The 18301-nt window shown below is 58.7% G+C and carries 19 protein-coding genes; 9 read left to right on the top strand and 10 right to left on the bottom strand.

Translation table 11 applies throughout. The features are described 5' to 3' along the window. Positions 1-69: 69 nt before the first annotated feature. From gcvH to ABGM91_RS02480, 4 genes are all read right to left on the bottom strand, one after another. The gene (gcvH, locus tag ABGM91_RS02495; protein WP_102711966.1) at positions 70-450 is read right to left on the bottom strand and encodes a glycine cleavage system protein GcvH; all 381 of its coding nucleotides are present in this window, start codon (positions 448-450) and stop codon (positions 70-72) included. 70 nt (positions 451-520) lie between these two features. Next, positions 521-1606 carry a glycine cleavage system aminomethyltransferase GcvT gene (gcvT, locus tag ABGM91_RS02490; protein WP_290565528.1) on the bottom strand — a complete coding sequence of 362 codons (1086 nt, stop codon included), beginning with the start codon at positions 1604-1606 and terminating at the stop codon, positions 521-523. A 75-nt stretch (positions 1607-1681) separates the two neighbouring features. Beyond that, positions 1682-2803, bottom strand: a complete 1122-nt coding sequence (gene ychF / locus ABGM91_RS02485; protein WP_354833424.1) for a redox-regulated ATPase YchF — start codon at positions 2801-2803, stop codon at positions 1682-1684. A gap of 58 nt (positions 2804-2861) precedes the next feature. Continuing rightward, positions 2862-3785, bottom strand: a complete 924-nt coding sequence (locus ABGM91_RS02480; protein ID WP_354833422.1) for a D-alanyl-D-alanine carboxypeptidase family protein — start codon at positions 3783-3785, stop codon at positions 2862-2864. A gap of 555 nt (positions 3786-4340) precedes the next feature. Here ABGM91_RS02480 and ABGM91_RS02475 point away from each other — a divergent pair. Beyond that, a complete protein-coding gene (locus ABGM91_RS02475) occupies positions 4341-4958 on the top strand; it encodes a hypothetical protein (RefSeq protein ID WP_354833420.1) in 618 nt (205 codons plus the stop codon). 68 nt (positions 4959-5026) lie between these two features. Here the strand turns inward: ABGM91_RS02475 and dprA are convergent, their stop codons facing one another. From dprA to ABGM91_RS02460, 3 genes are read right to left on the bottom strand one after another with little or no spacing between them, the layout of a single operon-like run. After that, entirely contained in the window at positions 5027-6154 is a 1128-nt protein-coding gene (dprA, locus tag ABGM91_RS02470) for a DNA-processing protein DprA (protein WP_354833418.1), read from the bottom strand. Continuing rightward, on the bottom strand, positions 6151-7263 hold the full coding sequence (locus ABGM91_RS02465) for a glycosyltransferase family 4 protein (RefSeq protein ID WP_354833416.1): 1113 nt from the start codon (positions 7261-7263) through the stop codon (positions 6151-6153). The genes dprA and ABGM91_RS02465 overlap by 4 nt, the downstream gene beginning before the upstream one ends. Then, positions 7260-8183, bottom strand: a complete 924-nt coding sequence (locus tag ABGM91_RS02460; RefSeq protein WP_354833414.1) for an ELM1/GtrOC1 family putative glycosyltransferase — start codon at positions 8181-8183, stop codon at positions 7260-7262. The genes ABGM91_RS02465 and ABGM91_RS02460 overlap by 4 nt, the downstream gene beginning before the upstream one ends. Positions 8184-8236: 53 nt before the next feature. Between ABGM91_RS02460 and queG the strand changes: the two genes are divergently transcribed. From queG to ABGM91_RS02425, 7 genes are all read left to right on the top strand, one after another. After that, positions 8237-9346 carry a tRNA epoxyqueuosine(34) reductase QueG gene (gene queG, locus ABGM91_RS02455; RefSeq protein WP_354833412.1) on the top strand — a complete coding sequence of 370 codons (1110 nt, stop codon included), beginning with the start codon at positions 8237-8239 and terminating at the stop codon, positions 9344-9346. A gap of 118 nt (positions 9347-9464) precedes the next feature. Next, a complete protein-coding gene (gene rpsM / locus ABGM91_RS02450) occupies positions 9465-9842 on the top strand; it encodes a 30S ribosomal protein S13 (RefSeq protein ID WP_102711948.1) in 378 nt (125 codons plus the stop codon). 34 nt (positions 9843-9876) lie between these two features. Beyond that, positions 9877-10437: a 30S ribosomal protein S11 gene (gene rpsK, locus ABGM91_RS02445; protein WP_343206589.1), complete on the top strand. Its 561-nt coding sequence runs from the start codon at positions 9877-9879 to the stop codon at positions 10435-10437. A 32-nt stretch (positions 10438-10469) separates the two neighbouring features. Beyond that, positions 10470-11081, top strand: a complete 612-nt coding sequence (gene rpsD, locus ABGM91_RS02440; RefSeq protein WP_215427230.1) for a 30S ribosomal protein S4 — start codon at positions 10470-10472, stop codon at positions 11079-11081. 148 nt (positions 11082-11229) lie between these two features. Next, a complete protein-coding gene (locus tag ABGM91_RS02435; RefSeq protein ID WP_354833409.1) occupies positions 11230-11997 on the top strand; it encodes an HAD family hydrolase in 768 nt (255 codons plus the stop codon). 125 nt (positions 11998-12122) lie between these two features. Further along, a complete protein-coding gene (locus ABGM91_RS02430) occupies positions 12123-13037 on the top strand; it encodes a hypothetical protein (protein ID WP_215427226.1) in 915 nt (304 codons plus the stop codon). A gap of 386 nt (positions 13038-13423) precedes the next feature. Then, positions 13424-14134, top strand: a complete 711-nt coding sequence (locus ABGM91_RS02425; RefSeq protein WP_354833407.1) for a hypothetical protein — start codon at positions 13424-13426, stop codon at positions 14132-14134. Here ABGM91_RS02425 and ABGM91_RS02420 read toward each other — a convergent pair. Both ABGM91_RS02420 and pyk read right to left on the bottom strand, forming a co-directional pair. Continuing rightward, positions 14122-14628 carry a GNAT family N-acetyltransferase gene (locus ABGM91_RS02420; protein ID WP_354833405.1) on the bottom strand — a complete coding sequence of 169 codons (507 nt, stop codon included), beginning with the start codon at positions 14626-14628 and terminating at the stop codon, positions 14122-14124. The genes ABGM91_RS02425 and ABGM91_RS02420 overlap by 13 nt on opposite strands. Positions 14629-14799: 171 nt before the next feature. Further along, positions 14800-16221 (bottom strand): pyruvate kinase, encoded by a 1422-nt coding sequence (gene pyk, locus ABGM91_RS02415; RefSeq protein WP_215427220.1) that lies wholly within the window; start codon positions 16219-16221, stop codon positions 14800-14802. Positions 16222-16333: 112 nt separating this feature from the next. Between pyk and ABGM91_RS02410 the strand changes: the two genes are divergently transcribed. Then, positions 16334-17578, top strand: coding sequence for a competence/damage-inducible protein A (locus ABGM91_RS02410; RefSeq protein ID WP_354833402.1), 1245 nt, complete (start codon positions 16334-16336; stop codon positions 17576-17578). On the opposite strand, the gene ABGM91_RS02405 is transcribed toward ABGM91_RS02410, so the two are convergent. Next, positions 17568-18215 (bottom strand): isoprenylcysteine carboxylmethyltransferase family protein, encoded by a 648-nt coding sequence (locus ABGM91_RS02405; protein WP_354833400.1) that lies wholly within the window; start codon positions 18213-18215, stop codon positions 17568-17570. The genes ABGM91_RS02410 and ABGM91_RS02405 overlap by 11 nt on opposite strands. Between the last annotated feature and the right edge of the window lie 86 nt (positions 18216-18301).

The following is an 18301-nucleotide window of genomic DNA, read 5'->3' as shown; positions in this document are numbered from 1 at the left end:
CGCGGAGGGCCGGGTTAAATCAAAAATGCCCCGGGATGGAATCACCGGGGCGGGGGAGGGAGGAATGGGTCAGGAGCAGTATTCCTCGTAGTCCGTGGCGTTCATCATGTCTTCCGTTTCCGTGGGAACGTCCAGGCGGATTTTGTACAGCCAGCCTGCGCCGTAGGGATCGGAGTTGATGAGGGAAGGATCATTGGAGAGTTCCTCATTCACTTCCAGAATCTCACCGGAGACGGGAGTGTATACGTCGCTGGCGGCCTTGACGGATTCCACAACGGCGACGGGGTCGCCGGCGGCAACGGTGGCGCCTACTTCGGGAAGGTCTACAAAGACTACATCGGAGAGTTCGGCCTGAGCATGGTCTGAAATACCGATGGTGCCGATGTCTCCGTCAATTTCAACCCATTCATGGTCTTTGGAATACAGCAGGTTTTCTGGTACGTCGTGCATAAGATGTAATTGTTTGAGATGAGAGTGTAGTAAAATACGGTGTTTGTCAGTTTATTTCTGCGCAGTAGTGTCAGCCTTTCTTATAGAAGGGTTTTTTAACTACCACGGCGGGGAATTTTCTTCCCCTTACGTCAATTTCCAGCTCCGTGCCGACCTTGGCATGGGCGACAGGCAGGTAGGCCAGGGCAATGCCCTTCATCAATGAAGGAGAGAGCACGCCGCTGGTAAGTTCTCCGATGGCTTCTCCTCCGGGAACGTGAACAGCATAGTGGGCGCGGGGGGGGGCTCCCTTGCCGGTGTATTCAATGGCCACCAGGCGCTTGCTGAGGCCATTGGCTTTTTGTTCACGAAGAATGCCGGCGCCGATGAAGTCCGTATCCAGCGCGCAGAAGAAGCCGAGCCCGGCTTCCAGGGGCGTCTTGTCCGGAGCGAGGTCGGAACCGTTCAGGGGGTAGCACATTTCCAGGCGCAGGCTGTCGCGCGCGCCCAGGCCGCAGGGCTTGGCTCCTGCGTCAAGAAAGGCTTCAAACCATTTGACACCTTCACTGGCCGGGCAGAAGAATTCAAAGCCGTCTTCCCCGGTATAGCCGGTGCGGCAGACGATAAGGTCCGTTCCGTCCACCGTGATGCGGGAGATGCCGTTGCGGGGGGGAAGTTCCACGCCGGGAATGACGCGGGAGAAGACTTCCCCGCATTTGGGACCCTGGACGGCCAGGCCCACGAACTCGTCGGAATGGTTTTCCAGAATCACGTCCGCGGGCTTGTGGGCGGAAAGCCACGCAAAGTCTTCATCAATCTTGGAGGCGTTCACCACCACGAAGAAGGTTTCCGGCTCCATCCGGTACAGGATGAGGTCATCAATGACGCCCGCCTGCTCATTGAGCATGATGGAATATTGCCCCTGGCTGATGTCCAGCTTGTTGATGTCATTGGTCAGCATGGAGTTCAGCCATGCCGCCGCGGCGGGACCGGCCACGGTGAACTGTCCCATGTGGGAGATGTCAAAGATGCCGCAGGCTTCGCGCACGGCTTTGTGTTCGTCCAGGATGCCGGTGTATTGAACCGGCATGTTCCAGCCGGCGAAGGGGACCATTCTGGCACCCAGTTCAACGTGCTTGGCGGCCAAAGGTGTGGATTTGACGTCGGAATCAGTCATGAGGCGATGTGAAGGTTATGAGCAATCTGCTCTCTGCATGATGAAAAGTCAATGGAATTCCGGGAAAGCTTTGGGCTAAACATTGAAGCGGAATTCGACCACGTCCCCGTCCTTGACGACGTATTCCTTTCCTTCAATGCGCAGCTTGCCGTGTTCCCTGGCCCCGGACTTGCCGCCGCAGGCTACCAGGTCGTCGTAATGCACCACTTCCGCGGCGATGAAGCCGCGTTCAAAGTCCGTGTGGATGACGCCCGCCGCCTGGGGGGCCTTGGCCCCGGCCGGGATCGTCCAGGCGCGCGTTTCCTTGACGCCGGTGGTGAGGTACGTGCGCAGTCCCAGCAAATGGTACACGGCGCGGATGAGGTCGGAAACGCCGGAGTCCTGCACGCCGAGGGATTCCAGGAATTCATGGGCTTCCTCCTCCGAGACGTCGATAAGTTCTTCTTCAATCCGGGCGGAGATGACAATGGCCTCCGCATTGTGGTGTTCCGCCACGTATTTTTTCACCTGGGAGACGTAGGGGTGCGCGTCCGGGTTGTTGATGGCGTCCGCCAGTTCGTCTTCATTCACGTTGCAGGCGAAAATGCTTTTTTTGCCGGAAAGGAGCTGGAAGGTCTGGAGAAGCTTGCGTTCGTCGTCATCCAGCTGGGTTTCAAAGGTGAGGGCCGGATTGCCTTCGTTCAGGTGGGGAAGCAGCTTGGTGATGAGGGCTACTTCCGCCTTGGCCTCCTTGTCCCCGCTGCGGGCCTTGCGTTCCCGGGAGGAGAGCCTCTTGTCCATGGTGGCGATGTCCGCCAGGATGAGTTCCGAGTTGATGATTTCAATGTCGCGCAGGGGATCCACGGAGCCGAGTTCGTGGATGATGTCGTCATTGTCAAAGCAGCGCACCACCTGCACGATAGCGTCCACTTCACGGATGTTCGCCAGGAACTGGTTGCCCAGGCCCGCGCCTTCCGAGGCGCCCTTCACGAGGCCGGCAATGTCCACGAATTCAATGAGCGTGGGAATAATCTTTTCAGAGCCGGACATGTTGGAGAGCACCTGCAGGCGCGCGTCCGGCACGGTCACCATGCCCACGTTCGGGTCAATGGTGCAGAAGGGGTAATTGGCCGCCTGGGCCTTGCGGGTCCTGGTGACCGCATTGAAGAGAGTGGATTTGCCGACGTTGGGGAGACCTACAATACCTGCCTGTAACATAGGCAGGACTGATAGCGGGTCACGCCGTGAAAGTCAAATACCAATTGCCGCCGGGTGCTTATGCGGCGTCCCCCAGGGCCCATTTAAGCAGGTTTTCCGATTCCGTCCAGATGCGGGATGGATGGCAGCCGAGGACCACGACGATGACATGGCGCCCATTGAAGCCGGCGGAGGATACCAGGCAGCGCCCTGCGGCGTTTGTGTAACCTGTTTTCATGCCGGTGACCCAGGGGTGCTGGGAGAGCAGTTTGTTGGTATTCCTCAGGAGAAGCGTCTTGCCGTTGGCGCGAGTAAAGGCGTACTGGCGTTTGCAGATGATGCTGCGAAGTTCCGGATTGCGGTAGACGTAATAGGCGCAGCGGGCCATGTCAATGGCGGTGGAGTACTGGTCTGCGGGAAGGCCGTTAGGGTTGACGAAGCGGGAATTGTACATGCCCATCTGGCGTGCCTTGGCGTTCATCAACTGGGCAAAACGCGGGACGGAACCGGCCGTGTCGCGGGCCAGGGCCACCGCTACGTCATTGAAACTGCGGACCATCAGGGCATTGAGCAGTTCCCGGCGTGAATAGACTTCTCCGGCGCGGAAGCCCAGCTTGGTGGGGTCTGCCTTGGTATCGGAAGGCTGGATGACCACTTTGCTGTCCAGGCTGCCGTGCTCCAGTACGACCATGGCCGTTACCAGTTTCTGGGTGCTGGCTACCTGGCGGTGCTGGAGGCCGTTGTGGGAAAAAAGCACCTTTCCGGTAAGGGCATCCATCACGCAGGCGCTGGCGCAGCGCGGTGTGCGCGGGGCGCTGGGCGGGATGGCCACGGGGCGTGTGGGGAAATTGGCGGGGCGGGGAAGAGCGTGGGCGACAGGCTGGGAAAGCTGTGGGGGGACAGGCGTTGCCAGGGGGATGTAATCACTTGAGTCCCCATACGATTGGCAGCTCGTTGAGCTCAGGCAAAGGGTGAATCCTGCGAGAAGGGCGAACAAACGCATGTCTTGTTGCTACAGTAAGAAGTTTCATTCATCAAGCCCAAACTCCGCATTTGAAAGGAGGATTGGGCAAAAAAAGGCCGCGGGTTGTTTGATCCGCGGCCTTTTCTCTCTATTAACTACCTATGGAACCAAAAACCACCCTGGACGGATTTTGAGTTACTTTTCCCACCCGTCGGATAGATCTTGTAAAGGATAAGACTTTCTCCCGTGAAAAGACGTTCAAAATATGTCCGGGAACAGTAATTTTTTTAGGAAGCATTCTGAAGTATTGTTATTTATGTATGAATATAAGTATGTTACATGTTTTCTTTGTGGACGTTTTGCCTGTTTGGCACATGAAGGCGCCCGGAAGGGCTCGGTTTCTTCCCTTTATGGTCTTCTTATTTCTGGAATAATAATTGTTAGGAATAGTAACAGCGGCTGTTTTGCGATGTTTAAGGGTGTTTGTTTTGCGTCAGGAACCGAATGTTTTCCGTGCCGGAAAGAACCTGGAACCAAAGAAAAAAGTCATTGCGGAACATGGGTGATTATGATTGTTTACCATAAATTCGCTTCATGATGAAAGTTCCTGTTTTACTCCTGTCTCTGGTGGCCGCCTGCGTGGCCGGCGCCGAAATTCTCCCGTTCAGTACGCCGTGTTTTGATACCAGGAGATGCGCAGACAAGGCCAAGTCTTCCTTGTCCATGGAGCAGAAGGAAACGTGCGTGGGGGTAAAGCTGGCGGACGGGAAAGAAAGCATGGATATCATGATTCCCTTCCGGGACAAGAATAATTACAGCAACCTGGCTGTCTTTGAAAAGGCGTTCGCCAAGGAGAACATTGCCAAGAAGCTTGATATCCTGAAGAAGGCGGAGCCCAGGCTGGTCAAGACCATCATCAGGGGCAAGGAAGTGAAATGCCCGGTGGTGCCGCTGGTTTCTCCCCTCAAGGGGGAGGATGGCCTGATGCTGGCGCTTTTCCTGGCGTCCTATGAGAAGATAGATTTCAAGGCGCAGCAGGAGGGGCGTTTCCAGAAGAAAAGGAATCCGGATGACATCAAATTTGTGTACGGAGTGATTTTTGAAGTTTCCGACCCTGTGTCCAAGAAGAAGGTGGCCTCCCCGATCAAGTGGGAGCAGGCGGAGACGGTATCCGCCTGGATTGACGCCGTGCGCAAGGAGGTCAAGCAGTAGGGGAACCTTACGGTTTTCAGGCTATTTTAACGCGGGCCGCCTCCGGAGGGGGATGGCCCGCGTGCTGTTTAGCGTTCCTTGCAGTTGATGGAAAAATATCCCCCGGCGTCCGGCGTGATTTGCCCTGTAATTTGCATTCTGGCCAGCAGCGGAGTGATGGCGCATGCCGGTTCCCCCAGGGAGGCGCAGAGGGTGTCAATGGTGTTGAAGCCCAGCCTTATGGCATGGAGGACTTTCTCTTCCTCCGGTGTGGGAGGGGACGGACGTGTAGCGGGGGAAGGCGGGTGCGGGGAGAAAAGGGGCAGGCCCTGTTCCGGAGCGGTCCATTTCATGTCATGCAGAATGTCGCAGGCGTTGGAGGCCAGTGTGGCGCCGTCCCGGATGAGGGCATGGCAGCCGTCGGAAGAATGGCGGTCCACCGGGCCGGGAATGCAGAAGACGTCCCGCCCCTGTTCGCCTGCCATCCGTGCCGTGATCAGGGCTCCGCTGCGTCCGGAGGCCTCCACTACCAGCGTGGCCCGGCTCCAGCCGCTCACGATGCGGTTGCGCATGGGAAAGGTGGTGCGGGAGGGGGGCGTATCCATGGGGAATTCAGAAACTACCGCTCCATGGTCTTCCGCGATGCGCCGTGCCAGGTTCCCGTTTTCCCGGGGATAGAGCCTGTTGAGGCCTGCTCCAATGACGGCGATGGTGCGGCCCCCTGCATCCAGGGCGCCCAAATGGGCCTCCGTATCCACGCCGCGCGCCAGGCCGGAGATGATAGTTACTCCGGCTTCCGCCAGGTCATGGGAGATGGTTTTGGCGCATAGCCTGCCGTAGTGGGTAGCCATCCGGGAGCCTACGACGGCAATGGAACGCTCCGAGTCCTTACCGGCCCAGGCTCCCCATGAGTAAAGGACAATGGGAGCGTCCGGAAGGTCGCGCAGGGCGGAGGGATAGGCGGCGTCAAAGACCGTGGTGACAGAGGCTCCCGCTTTGTCCGCCAGTTCCAGTTCCCGGTATGGATTGACCATGCTGCGCCAGGAGGAAATGAGGCGCGCCAGTTGCGGCCCAATCCCGGGAATTCCCTCCAGCATGGAGGCAGGGGCCTCCAGAATCAGTTCAGGAGATGCGAATACCTGCATGAGGCGCATGACCCTGACAGGGCCCAGCCCCGGGATCAGGTTCAGGGCGATGGCGGCTTCCTGCGGCGTCATGAATGGGGAGCCAGTTCCTTGTAAACGTCAAGATGACCCTGAATCATATCCTCTATATTATAAGGGGAGGGAATTTGCCGGGGCAGGGGCGGGGGCTGGGCATGCCACCGGGCCAGCAGGCCGGCCATGGCGGAGGTGTCCCCCACGCTGATGTTCCCTTCCGGCAGAAAGGCGTCCAGTTGTTCCTTGACGCCGCCGTGGGCGTATCCGGCTACGGGTTTTCCCAGGGCGAGGGCTTCCAGGGTTGATTTGCCGAAGGCCTCCGGGCTCTGGGTCAGGGAAAGGGTGGCGGAGCAGGCGGAAATGATGTCCCGCAGATCCTGGCGGTGTCCCGTCCACGTAAAGGCGTGGGAGACGCCGGCACGCTCAATTTCCCGGAGAACCTCGTTTTTATACTCTTCCTTCCCCTTTTTGGTTTCTCCCACGATGACGGCGTGGGCCGGGATCCCCTGTTCCAGAAGTTTTCTGATGATGGGAATCAGGTCCAGCTGGCCTTTCAGACGCGTGATGCGGCCCGGCAGGCAGAGGGTAAATTTTCCTTTGAGTTCCGGATAAGCCATGTACCAGCCCGTGAGCCATTCGCGGGAGGGGGAGTAGCCCGGATAGTGTTGCTCCGGAGAAATGGCGTTGGGGATGATTCTGATACGGTCCTCAGGGGTGGACGGGTAGTGAGTGAGAATATAGTCCCTGATGCAGTTGGAAACGGCAATCACCCGTTCCCCGCGGCTCATGATGGCGGAATACCTGTTGACGGAGTAGAAGCCATGCACGCTGGTGACGAGGCCGGGGCGGTCTTCCGGCGGCAGTTTTTTCCACGCCAGGTACCCCACCCAGGCGGGAACGCGGGAATGGAGATGCAGGATGTCCGGCCTGATGGCCTGGAGCAGGGCGCGGAGTGCGCCGATGCGGAAGAAGGTGGCGAGGCTTTTTTTGCCGATGGGCATCAGGATGTGGCGGGAGCCTTCCTTTTCCAATTGGGGAACCAGGCGGCCGCCTGCGGAGACGACGATGTTTTCCACGCCCCGCGCGGCGAGGCCGCTGCCCAGTTCCATGACGACTTGCTCCACGCCTCCGGATTCCATGGAGGGGACGAGATGCACTATTTTCATAAGGCGCGGTATTGGGGGAAGAATCTGGTGAGGATGTAGTCTGCGGCGCGGTCCGCCTCCAGGAGGGGGGCGCCGGGCGTTGCCAGGCGGAAGCCGTTCTTTTTCCATTCCCGGTATCCGGTGACCAGGCCCTCCTTTTCCAGCATTTCCAGACCGGACAGGATGCGGGATTTACGTTTGCCGCTGCGGCGCGGAACAGCCAGGACGCCTACGGGGGCGCCTGCGCCCAGCGCTTCATACACCATGGAGACGCTATCTTGGCTGACCCAGGTGGCGGAGGCGTGCGCCAGATGCCGCGCCACCCAGCCCGGCTGCGTTTCCTCCACGGGAACGACGGTGATTTCCGGAACGGCCGTCTGGATTTTTTCCGCAAAGCCCTCCGGCGTCCGACGCGAGGTGGTCAGCACGATGTTGCCCGGCGTCCGGATGCTGATGTCTGAAAGCTGGTTGAGCATGGCCTCGTCATCCCAGTCAAAATCCTTGCTTGGCCCTCCGATGAGGATCAGCGTAATATCCTTCGGGATGGAAGGGTCCGGCCTCATGGGGTGAAGCGCTCCCTGGGTAGGGAAGATGCCCGTGTCCGTATAGTCGCGTCCGGGGCGCAGGTCATGGCGCGGAATGAGGCAGAGGTCAAAAAAGGTGCAGGGAAGCGTGGGTTTCATGCACAGGACGGCCCGTGTCTTGAAATGGTGGCGGGCGCAGATAAGCGGGATGTGCGTGCCGTGCCCGGCGGAGATGAACAGGTCCGGCCGCGGCGTGTCGCTGCCGGAGACGGCTTTCCGGATTTTCCCCAGAAGGGAAAGGCCTTGCAGGTCCACCGTTTCCACGGTGCCCCCCGCCTTGGCGATCAGGGCCTGGGCCAGCCCCAGGGACTGGTTGAGGTGGCCCTGTTTCCCATCGCTCAGAATCCGGATGTTCATATAGGTTTATTATGAGACGGAGGAAGTGTGCAGGCAATCCAATTTCCACCGGGATGAAGAAAATTCTTGGTGGAAGGGGCGCTCTTGTCCATGATGCGGGGGTGCTGACGCCGGAACCCGCCGTGATTAAAGATTCCCTGTGCGCCGTATCCCGGCTGCTGGGGTTTTCCGGCTGCCGCGTGGCCCGTGCCGGAAAGAGCCCTCACGCGGAAAAATTATTCCAGTGGCTGGAACGCGGGTGGCATGCGGGAATGGAATGGATGGCGCGCTCCCCGGAAAGGCGGGCGGACCCTGCGGAAGTGCTTTCCGGCTGCCGTTCCGTCATTTGCCTGTCCTATGATTACGACAGCCCCCGGGGGCGGCCGGAGGGGCAGGGAAGCATCTGCCTGTACGCGCACGGAAAGGATTACCACGGCATCCTGGAAGAGAAGCTGGCGGATTTGCTGGAACTGCTTTCCATTTACGGCGGGGAGCACAAGGGGTATGTGGACGCGGGCCCGGTCATGGAACGGGACCATGCGGAGGCTTGCGGAGTGGGGTGGCGCGGGAGAAGCGGCCTCATCGTGCGCAGGAAGGGCGGCTCCCGTTTTTTTATCGCCACCGTGCTGACCACGCTGGAACTGGAGCCGGACGCTCCGGTCTCCCACGGGTGCGGAAGCTGCCGCCGCTGCGCGGACCTGTGTCCTGCGGGCGCGATTATGGAAAACGGGCAGGTGGATGCCGGGAGGTGCCTTTCCTACTGGACGATCGAACACCGGGGTTCCATTCCGGAGGAAATGCGCCCCCTGATAGGCTCGCGCCTGTACGGATGCGACACCTGCGTGACGGTCTGCCCCTGGAACGGAAAGCCCCTGCCGGATGCGGATGAACGGTTCCGCATGTCCCGCCGCCTGGCCTCCATACCTCTGCGCGACCTGCTTTCCCTGGATGCCGATGGTTTTGCGGCCCTGTTCCGGAATTCCCCCCTGAAAAGAATCAAAAGGGAGGGACTGCTGCGCAACGGATGCATTGTGCTGGGGAATACCGGGACGCCGGAGGACATTGATTTTTTAAAGGCGCTTTCCGGGGAGTCTCCCCTAGTGGCGGAACACGCCTCCTGGGCCGTGGAGCGCATCCTCCGCCGCCATGGGCCGGGCGCAGGATCAAGCGGCGCAAGAGATTAAAAATAGAAAAAATGACGTTTTGCTCTTGTCAAAACCTCAATTTATGGTATCCATCTTGCCCCAAGCAATAGCTCTGCGCGAGGCAGAGAAAAATAACAGCTAGCAAATCCAATCCATTATGGCACGCCTTTTCGGTACAGAAATACCCAACGAGAAGCGCATCGAGGCTTCCCTTCCGTACATTTACGGGATCGGTAGCTCGACTTCTAAGAGAATCCTGGAACAAGCAGGCATCAATCCCGACATCCGCACGGGACAGCTTACCGACGAACAACTCACGAAGATTGTTCAAGTGATCACCACCGACGGCATCCTGATTGAAGGTGACCTTCGTCGTGAAAAGCAATCCATTCTCAAGCGTCTGACTTCCATCAACTGCTATCGCGGTCAGCGCCACCGCCGCGGCCTTCCGGTCCGTGGACAGCGTACCCGCACGAATGCCCGCACCCGTAAAGGCAAGAAGAAGACTGTTGGCGCGCAGGCCAAGAAGAAGTAATCCGCCAACCTGAATTTTACTATATAGCTTTACTATGGCTAGCGAAGAAATCACCAACGAAACCGCTGAACAGCCCGTGGAAACGGCAGCTCCCGCTCCCGCCCCGGTCGCTGAAGCTCCGGCCGCCGCTGCTTCCGCTCCTGAAGAAACCCCCAAGAAGCCTGAACCCCGCAAGGACATTTTTGCGGAACTGGGCCTTGGCGGCGATGACGACAAGCCCAAAATCCTGAAGGCCAAGGGCAGCAAGAACGTTTCCTCCGGCGTGGTTCATGTTTCCTCCACGTTCAACAACACCGTCGTCACCGTGACCGACCAGCGCGGCAACGTGATCGGCTGGTCCTCCGCCGGCAAGATGGGCTTCAAGGGCTCCCGCAAGAGCACGGCTTACGCCGGCCAGGTGGTTTGCCAGGACGCTTGCCGCCAGGCCATGGGCCATGGCCTGCGTGAAGTTGAAGTGCGCGTGAAGGGACCGGGCTCCGGTCGTGAATCCGCCGTGCGTGCCGTGCAGACGATTGGCATTGAAATCACCTCCATCAAGGATGTGACCCCCATTCCCCACAACGGCTGCCGTCCTCCGAAGGCCCGCCGCGTCTAATTGAATCCTTTTACCTATAGATCTAATATATCATGGCTCGTTATACCGGTCCCCGCGATAAAGTGTCCCGCCGTTTTGGCGTTGCTCTTTTCGGTTCCACCAAGGCTCTTGAAAAGCGCCCCTTCCCCCCCGGCCAGCATGGCATGCGCGCCGGCCGCAAGAAGAAGTCTGACTATGGCGTGATGCTTGCAGAAAAGCAGAAGCTGCGTTTCCAGTACGGTGTGCTTGAAGGCCAGTTCCGCAAGTATTATGCAGAAGCTGCCCGCCGCCGCGGCATTACCGGCGACATCCTGCTTCAGCTCCTTGAACTCCGTCTGGACAATGTTGTGTACCGCCTCGGCTTCAGCAACACCCGCGCTGGAGCCCGCCAGCTCGTTTCCCACGGTCATATCACCGTGAACGGCAAGAAGACGAACGTTGCTTCCTACTCCTGCCGCCCCGGCGACGTGATCGCCGTTGGAGGCAAGGCCTCCTCCCAGCAGCTTGCCACCCGTTCCCTTGACCTGACCCAGGCCACGGTGGTTCCGGACTGGCTGGAATGCGACCGTGACAAGCTCACGGGCAAGGTTGCCCGCGTACCTTCCAAGGAAGAGATTGCTCCTATCGTCAACGAGCAGCTCATCGTGGAATTCTACTCCCGTTAATCTTATCTCCTTCTGGATTTGCTTCAAAACCCCGGTTGCCTTTTGGCGGCCGGGGTTTTGGGCGTTTAAGGGGAGAGTTGAGAGTTGAGAGTTGAGAGTTGAGAGTTGAGAGTTGAGAGTTGAGAGTTGAGAGTGTAGGATGGGCGGCATGATGGATGATTTGAACGGGAGGGGCGTGGCCCTCTTTGATATGGACGGAACGCTGCTGCCGTGGGATACGCAGTATGTTTTTTCCTGTTTCGTGGTAAGGCGCCATCCATGGCGTCGCCTGCTGGTATTGCTTTTCCTGGCCTGTATCCCTCTTTACATCCTGGGAATATGGGATGAGAACCGGATGAAGAGGGCTTACCTCATTTACCTGTGGGGACTGCCCGGGGAAACGGTAGCGCAGTATGGAAGGGAATTCGGGCTTCTGGCGCAGGAATGGATTTATCCGGAATTGAAGGAACGGCTGCAAGAACATCAGAGGAATGGAGACCTGTGCCTCATGGTTTCCGCCTCCCCCTCGTTTTATGCGGAACCCCTGGGGGATTTGCTGGGATTTGACGGCGTTCTGGGAACGGATGTCCTGCTGGAGGGCCGCATGCCGGCGATGCCGGAACTGCCTAACGGCAACAACAAGGGATATGTCAAGGTGGAGCGTTTGTGTGCGCAGGGCGTTCTGCCGGAACGCGGTGTGCTGCAAAACGCTGCCGCCTACAGTGACAGTTCCGCGGATATGCCCATGCTGCTTTCCTGCGGGCGGCGCGTGCTGGTGAATCCGTCTCCTTCCCTGAAGGGGGACGCCCGGCTGGCCGGGGCGGAATGCCTTTATCCTCCCACTCCATGGAATGGGAAGTGTGACAAGATATGGAAAATCTTTCTTTTTGTCATCGGGATGAATAATATAAGTGCTTGTAATAAAGGTGATAACTAAACATGCGGGAGAAAAGGCTTTACTTTTGTGACGGAAATGTTTCACTTTCCTTAACAAGGGGGAAAAAGGCATTTTTCTTTCCTTGTTAGCAAATCAACAATTAATACCCTAACCAAGTAATAGTCATGCAAACCAAGAACATCATCACTGTAGCAGCAGCTGTGGCATCTTTTGCCGGCGCTGCCTTTGCGGGTACTCCCGTTACGGTTGTTACCCCCACTCCGGTGCCGACTGTCAATCCGTGGTCCGGCGATATCTATGCCGGTTACGCTTCCAATTACACCAGCCGCGGCATCGTGGCTTCCCACGCTTTGGTGGGAGGGGATAGTGTTATCCCTGCCGGTGTAAATCTGAATTACAAGCTGAGCGACGCCAACTCCATTGTCGGCGCTGCTTCCTACACCTCCCTGACCTCCGGTCACGAGCTGCTTGGCAACAAGGATATTGCGTTCCACAATGAAACCAATTTCAACCTTGGCTGGAAGAACCAGGACGGCCTGCTGAAGAATCTGTCCACCACCCTTGGCTGGAATCTGATTCATGGAGGCCTGCTCGGCAACTTTGCCAAGTATGACTACAGCAACGTTCTTGCCAATGGCGCCGTTGGCCAGCGTCACGCTCATTCCGTAGCTCAGGAATTCTATCTGAACCTGAACTATGACTTGTGCAACAGCTGGTTCGCCGGTGTGACCACGAGCTATGGCTTCCAGGGCATGACCGGATGGTGGTTCCAGCCGTATGTTGGCTGGAAGGCTACCATCTGCCCCGCCACGGACATCGTGATCACTGGCGGCATGTCTGCTACCGCCGGTTACTTTGACAGCAAGTCTGCTTTCATGTCCAATGGCGCTCAGGCCTGGTGGGTGAAGGCTGAATTGCCGATCAAGCTGGGCGTGCAGAACCTGGCCGTCGTTCCCTTCATCAGCTGCAACTGGGCCGGCAGCGGCGCTCTGAAGGCTAATAAGGGTGTGGACGCTGGTTCCAAGCCTTACAAGAACTTCGGCGTGGTGGCTGGTGCCAACCTCGTTTATTCCTTCTAAGCCATCCGGCTTACGATTGAATCATGTTTCAGGAGCGGCGGAGCAATCCGCCGCTCTTTTTGTTCTGCGTTGGGTCCCGCAAGGAAGGATACAGGCAAATCCTGTAGGTATTCCGGCGTTGCAGCCGGTTCGGCCCTGTTTATTTCTTCCGGGATGAATGGCTCTTAGCTGGATGAAGTTCCTGATGCGGAGAATAATGTTCCCGCTTCTTTTTTTGCTTGTTGCCAGCGGGAGCATTTTTATTCAGAATGTTGCAGCACCGTAGTTCCGAGTTTATGCATTTTCCCTTTTTTTCTGCTCTTGGGGCGGTTCTGGCCGTTTCCATTTCAATTTCCCTGGCGGAGTCACGCATTCCGGATACGCCTTCCGATCCACCCCTGAGACCCGTGAGCGGCAGTTTGAAGGCGGGTTATTCCACCAACTACGAGTTCCGCGGATTGATTCCCGGAGGGTGCAATCCCACGGCCCCCCTGCGCCTGGACTGGAGGAGCGACCTGAATGACCGGTATTCCCTGATTCTGGCCCTGAAGGAGGAAATATTCCTGGGACATCCGGCGGTGGACATGGAGAATGAAACGGTGGCTGACCTCGGGATCCAGCGGAAGTTTGGAAAAGCCACTTACGCCGCGTTATCCCTGCGCATGACTGACGGCGGGATGGCGGGATTTGCTTCCGAACGCCTGTTCGGCAACGGCGGGACGACGTATGAGTCAGCTCTGATTCTGCGCCATGACCTGGGCTTCCTGCCCGGTTTTTATGCGCAGGGCAGCGCGGCTTATTCCTTTTACGGCATCACGGGATGGTGGTTTGACATGTGCACGGGATCGGATTTCCGGATGACGGAGAATCTTTACATGGGGTTCAAGTTCGGCGCGGTGCTGAGTGCCTCCTACTGGCCTTCCAGCGGCAATGGCTGGCAGTCCCTGTACGTCCGGGTGACGGCGAATTACCGTTTGTTCGGGAACGTTTTTGTGGAGCCGTTTGTGGGGCTTCACTGGCTTGGCAAGGGGGCCCACGGGGTGAACCGGGTATACGGAAGAACGCTGGTGAAAGGCAATAGCTGGGTGACGGGAGTCAGCCTGGTTTATTCCTTCTGAGCAGGAGGGGGCAGGGACAGCTCCGCACGCATGCAGATCATGTCAATGCACTGCACGCCGTTGTCCCACACGGGTTCCGGATAGTTCTCCGTAAAGTGGTTTTTGATGACGCCTGCCATCCGGAAACCGCAGCTTTCATACAGGGCCATGGGGCCGGGGGAGGCATCGGACGTCCCCAGTTCCGCGTAACGGGCTCCCTTGTCCCTGATGACGTTCAGCGCGTGCAGCACCAGCGCGGTTCCGCAGCCCTGCCTTCTATATTCAGGGGAGACGGAGCAGTTCATGATTTCCCAGGTGTCATCCGCCGTGGGGCGGATGACGACGGCTCCGGCGAGAGAGCCGCGGTTCCGTGCAACGTATAGTTCGCCGTGGGCCAGGTGGTCCGCCACCTGGCGTTCATCCGGATCAGCATCCAGCAGAAGTTCCATCAGGGGAGCGGGAAGGGGCCACGCGGCTGGTTCCTGTACCACGCGGAAGCGGGGAGATGTTTTCATCAAAGGGGCAGTTGGATGGAATTCGCAGGGAGAGGTAGTTCCGGATGTTTCCCGGCAGGGGATCATGGGAAGGCGGGAAGGGGGACAATTTCCACGGTCAGTGGAAACCCTTCAGGGAATGCCGCAGGCTTCTGCAGCTCCTGAAGGGACAGGAAGCCAAGACCTTTCTTCTTATTCCGCACGCATGAAGATGATGGAGTCCGCCAGCAGTTCCCCCTGGAGGCTGTCCCCCTGGATGACGACGGGCTGCCCGGAGATGATCAGCCCTTTTTCCTTCAGCAGGTCCAGTGCGGTGGAGATCATGCGCGCGGGGTCTTTCAGGAAGGGGGATTCAAAGGCGGTGACGTCGCGGGCCAGCGCCAGTTGACGGACGACGACGGGATCATTGCTGAATGCGAAGATTGCCGCCCGTTCCGGTCTGAGAACGGCCGCCTGCGTGGCGGCCAGGCCGCGGCGGGTAAAGATGACCATGCAGGCGTTTTCCACGGAGTCCGCCAGGGAGATGGCCGCCTTGGTGGCTTTCTGGCGGTCCCCGCTCAGGATGGCGGACGCGGCAAAGTTGAGATTGCCGGAACGTTCCATGCGGTGGGCGATGGAGTCCAGCACTTCCACGCAGCGCACGGGATAATTGCCCACGGAGGTTTCGCCGGAGAGCATGACGGCGTCCGCCTGTTCAAAGATGGCGTTGGATACGTCCGTTACTTCCGCACGGGTGGGGGTGGGCTGGGTGATCATGGATTCCAGCATGTGCGTGGCTACGATGCAGCGGCGGCCCAGCCTGTGGCAGTGGCGGATGATGCGGCGCTGGATGATGGGAAGTTCTTCAATGCTGACTTCAATGCCCAGGTCGCCGCGCGCGACCATGATGACGTCTGCGGCCAGAATGATGTCGTCAATATGGCGGATGGCCTGCTGGTCTTCGATTTTGGCGACAATCTGGGCCCTTCCGCCCAGGGTGTCAATGTGCTCCCGGAGCTGGGCGATGTGGGCGGCGTCCCGGACGAAGGACATGGCTACGTAGTCCGTCTCGCATTCTACGGCTACGGCCAGGTCCGCCAGGTCTTTTTCCGTAAGGGCCGGGAGGCGTAGCGCCACGCCGGGGAGGTTGATGTGGCGGCGGGAGCCGAAGACGCCTTCCGTAAGCACCTTGCAGATGAGCCTGTCCGGGCGCACTTCCTCAATGCGCATGAGGATGCCGCCGTTGTCCACCACCATGGTGTGTCCCACCTGGACGTCCTGCAGGAGCCCGTCATAGTTCACTGTGGTGGAGAAGGGAATTTCCGGCTTGGCGGTGCTCAGGCGGATTTCCAGCGTATCCCCCTTTTTCAGGTGATAGGGTTCAGCCAGGTCGCCGGTGCGGATGGAGGGGCCCTGGAGGTCAAAGAGGATGGCTACGTTCGCCTGAAGTTCAGCGGCTTTCCGGCGGATGCGGAAGACGACTTCCCGGACCCAGTCGTGTTTGGAGTGGCTCATGTTGAGCCGGAAGACGTTGGCTCCGGCTTCAATAAGCTGGCCCAGCATGTCGGAAGTGTCCGTTGCTGGTCCAATGGTGCAGATGATTTTGGTGGCGCGGGGCCGGGAAGGTGTGCTCATAGTCTTTGTCAGTGCCCATACTGTATCCCAAGGCGCATTCAAATGAAGTTTTTTGTGGTACATGGCAGGATTGTTGCATGTCACGGGGCGGGTGGGGGAGCATACTGGCGGCATGAATCAGATCAGGGTTGAATTGATCAACACCGGTACGGAGATTTTGCTGGGGAGCGTTGTGAATACGAATGCAGCCTGGCTGGGCAACAGGCTGTTTGAAGCAGGGTTCCGCGTGGAGAGGCAGACGGTGGTTCCCGACGGTTATGCCATTAATGAGGCCATGAGGGAGAGCGCCCGGCGCGCGGACATCGTGATCGTGAGCGGCGGCCTGGGACCGACGAGCGACGATGTGACCCGGGAGGCTCTGTGCGATGTGTGCGGCGTGGACATGCACCGTGACGAGCATGTGGCGGAAGGGCTGAAGAGCTATTTTGAACGCAGGGGGGGGTCCATTGCGGAGTGCAATTTCAGGCAGGCCATGGTTCCGGACGGTGCCGCGGTGCTGGAGAATGCCAACGGCACGGCTCCCGGCCTGGTGATGCCTGCCGGCGGCTCCCTCCCCATGTTTATTTTATTGCCCGGGCCTCCGGGGGAGTTAAGGCCGATGGTGGAGCATTCCGTGATGCCCATGCTGGAAGATTTGGCGGAGAAGGATATTCCCCATTTGCGCGTTTTCCGCCTGGTGGGCATTGGAGAGAGCGATCTTCAGGAGCTGGTGGATGGTTCCCTGCACCAGGTGCCGGGGCTGGAGGTGGCGTATTGCGCGCGCATCGGAGAAGTGGACGTGCGCCTGGTGGGTGATGAGGCGGCTTTGAAACAGGGGGAGGCGCGCCTGCGCATCCTGGCCGGGGCGTATGTGCTGACGCCCGCGGGGGCTTCCCTGGAGAAGGCCGTCGTGCTCCATCTGGCTGCCCAGGGGTTGAAGGTGGCCACGGCGGAGAGCTGTACTGGCGGCCTGATTGCCAAGAGGATTACGGACGTGCCGGGGTCCTCCGGGGTTTTTGAATTCGGCTGGGTGACTTATGCCGACCGGGCTAAGGAAAAGATGCTGGGCGTGCCGGAGGAAGTTTTGAAACTCCATGGGGCGGTGGGCGAACCCGTGGTGAAAGCGATGGCGGAGGGCGCCCTGGACCGTTCCGGGGCGGATGTGGCTGTGGCCGTCAGTGGCATTGCGGGACCGGGAGGAGGCACGCCGGAGAAACCCGTGGGCACCGTCTGGCTTGCCTGGGCTTTCCGGGGGGGAGAAACGCGGACGGAGATGATGCTTTATCCGCGGGACCGCGATTCCTTCCGGCAGATGGTTTCCCAGAAGGCCCTGGCCGGACTTCTGGACGCCAGAAGAAGGGAGACGGTCACGGAATGAGGAACCACACGGGGAGTATTCCCGCCTCATGCAGGCCGCTGATGAATTCAAAGATGCCGATGAACCAGATGAACCACAGGGCGTCCACGATGTTGTGCGTGAACGTCGCGGGATTGACGGAATAGGTGGCGGGCGGCGGTTTTAACCGTGAGAGGGAGGGAATGAAGGAAGGTACGTTCCGGCAGTAGTTCCGGTAAGCGTCTCCAAACAGGGAGATAAGCCGTTCCTGTTCCTTTTTAATGACGGACGGGTAATAGATTCCGAAGGCCAGCGCCGTCAGCAGCGGAATGGTGAAGGTCTCCGTGGCGCAGGCCACGCCTATGCCGCCGATGAAGCTGAAGAAGTAAAGCGGATTGCGGCACATGGAGTACGGGCCTTCAATGACCAGGACGTTGTTTTTATACCCTGCAATGTACAGGGAGCACCAGATGCGGCCGAAAGCGCCTATGCCGGCCATGAAGCAGGCCAGCAACATGAGGCTTTCTTCAATGAGCGGGGACATTTCCCAGCGGGATTCCCCGAAGAGGAGGGCGCAGCCGATGGCGAGACCGAAGAAAAGGGAGATGAGCGTGCGGAGACGTTCGTTGAGTGATTTGGCGCGGGCTTCCATGATTCTGAAGGAATGTAATGGATGCATCCTATGGCCCTGGAAAATGGCATGAAGCTGTTTTTCGTGAAGCTTCCGTCACACGGGCATGCAAAAAGGGCCGTGCGCCTTGAACG

Source organism: Akkermansia muciniphila (genome assembly GCF_040616545.1).
GTDB classification, from domain to species: Bacteria; Verrucomicrobiota; Verrucomicrobiia; order Verrucomicrobiales; family Akkermansiaceae; genus Akkermansia; species Akkermansia muciniphila_E.
Note: the sequence above shows the minus strand (reverse complement) of the source record. Positions and strands in the feature narration are given on the sequence as shown.

Bases quoted from the DNA above. Each gene is read 5' to 3' on its own strand.
- gcvH (WP_102711966.1), bottom strand. From the start codon at position 450: ATGCACGACGTACCAGAAAACCTGCTGTATTCCAAAGACCATGAATGG.
- gcvT (WP_290565528.1), bottom strand. From the start codon at position 1,606: ATGACTGATTCCGACGTCAAATCCACACCTTTGGCCGCCAAGCACGTT.
- ychF (WP_354833424.1), bottom strand. From the start codon at position 2,803: ATGTTACAGGCAGGTATTGTAGGTCTCCCCAACGTCGGCAAATCCACT.
- ABGM91_RS02480 (WP_354833422.1), bottom strand. From the start codon at position 3,785: ATGCGTTTGTTCGCCCTTCTCGCAGGATTCACCCTTTGCCTGAGCTCA.
- ABGM91_RS02475 (WP_354833420.1), top strand. From the start codon at position 4,341: ATGATGAAAGTTCCTGTTTTACTCCTGTCTCTGGTGGCCGCCTGCGTG.
- dprA (WP_354833418.1), bottom strand. From the start codon at position 6,154: ATGACGCCGCAGGAAGCCGCCATCGCCCTGAACCTGATCCCGGGGCTG.
- ABGM91_RS02465 (WP_354833416.1), bottom strand. From the start codon at position 7,263: ATGAAAATAGTGCATCTCGTCCCCTCCATGGAATCCGGAGGCGTGGAG.
- ABGM91_RS02460 (WP_354833414.1), bottom strand. From the start codon at position 8,183: ATGAACATCCGGATTCTGAGCGATGGGAAACAGGGCCACCTCAACCAG.
- queG (WP_354833412.1), top strand. From the start codon at position 8,237: ATGAAGAAAATTCTTGGTGGAAGGGGCGCTCTTGTCCATGATGCGGGG.
- rpsM (WP_102711948.1), top strand. From the start codon at position 9,465: ATGGCACGCCTTTTCGGTACAGAAATACCCAACGAGAAGCGCATCGAG.
- rpsK (WP_343206589.1), top strand. From the start codon at position 9,877: ATGGCTAGCGAAGAAATCACCAACGAAACCGCTGAACAGCCCGTGGAA.
- rpsD (WP_215427230.1), top strand. From the start codon at position 10,470: ATGGCTCGTTATACCGGTCCCCGCGATAAAGTGTCCCGCCGTTTTGGC.
- ABGM91_RS02435 (WP_354833409.1), top strand. From the start codon at position 11,230: ATGATGGATGATTTGAACGGGAGGGGCGTGGCCCTCTTTGATATGGAC.
- ABGM91_RS02430 (WP_215427226.1), top strand. From the start codon at position 12,123: ATGCAAACCAAGAACATCATCACTGTAGCAGCAGCTGTGGCATCTTTT.
- ABGM91_RS02420 (WP_354833405.1), bottom strand. From the start codon at position 14,628: ATGAAAACATCTCCCCGCTTCCGCGTGGTACAGGAACCAGCCGCGTGG.
- pyk (WP_215427220.1), bottom strand. From the start codon at position 16,221: ATGAGCACACCTTCCCGGCCCCGCGCCACCAAAATCATCTGCACCATT.
- ABGM91_RS02410 (WP_354833402.1), top strand. From the start codon at position 16,334: ATGAATCAGATCAGGGTTGAATTGATCAACACCGGTACGGAGATTTTG.
- ABGM91_RS02405 (WP_354833400.1), bottom strand. From the start codon at position 18,215: ATGCATCCATTACATTCCTTCAGAATCATGGAAGCCCGCGCCAAATCA.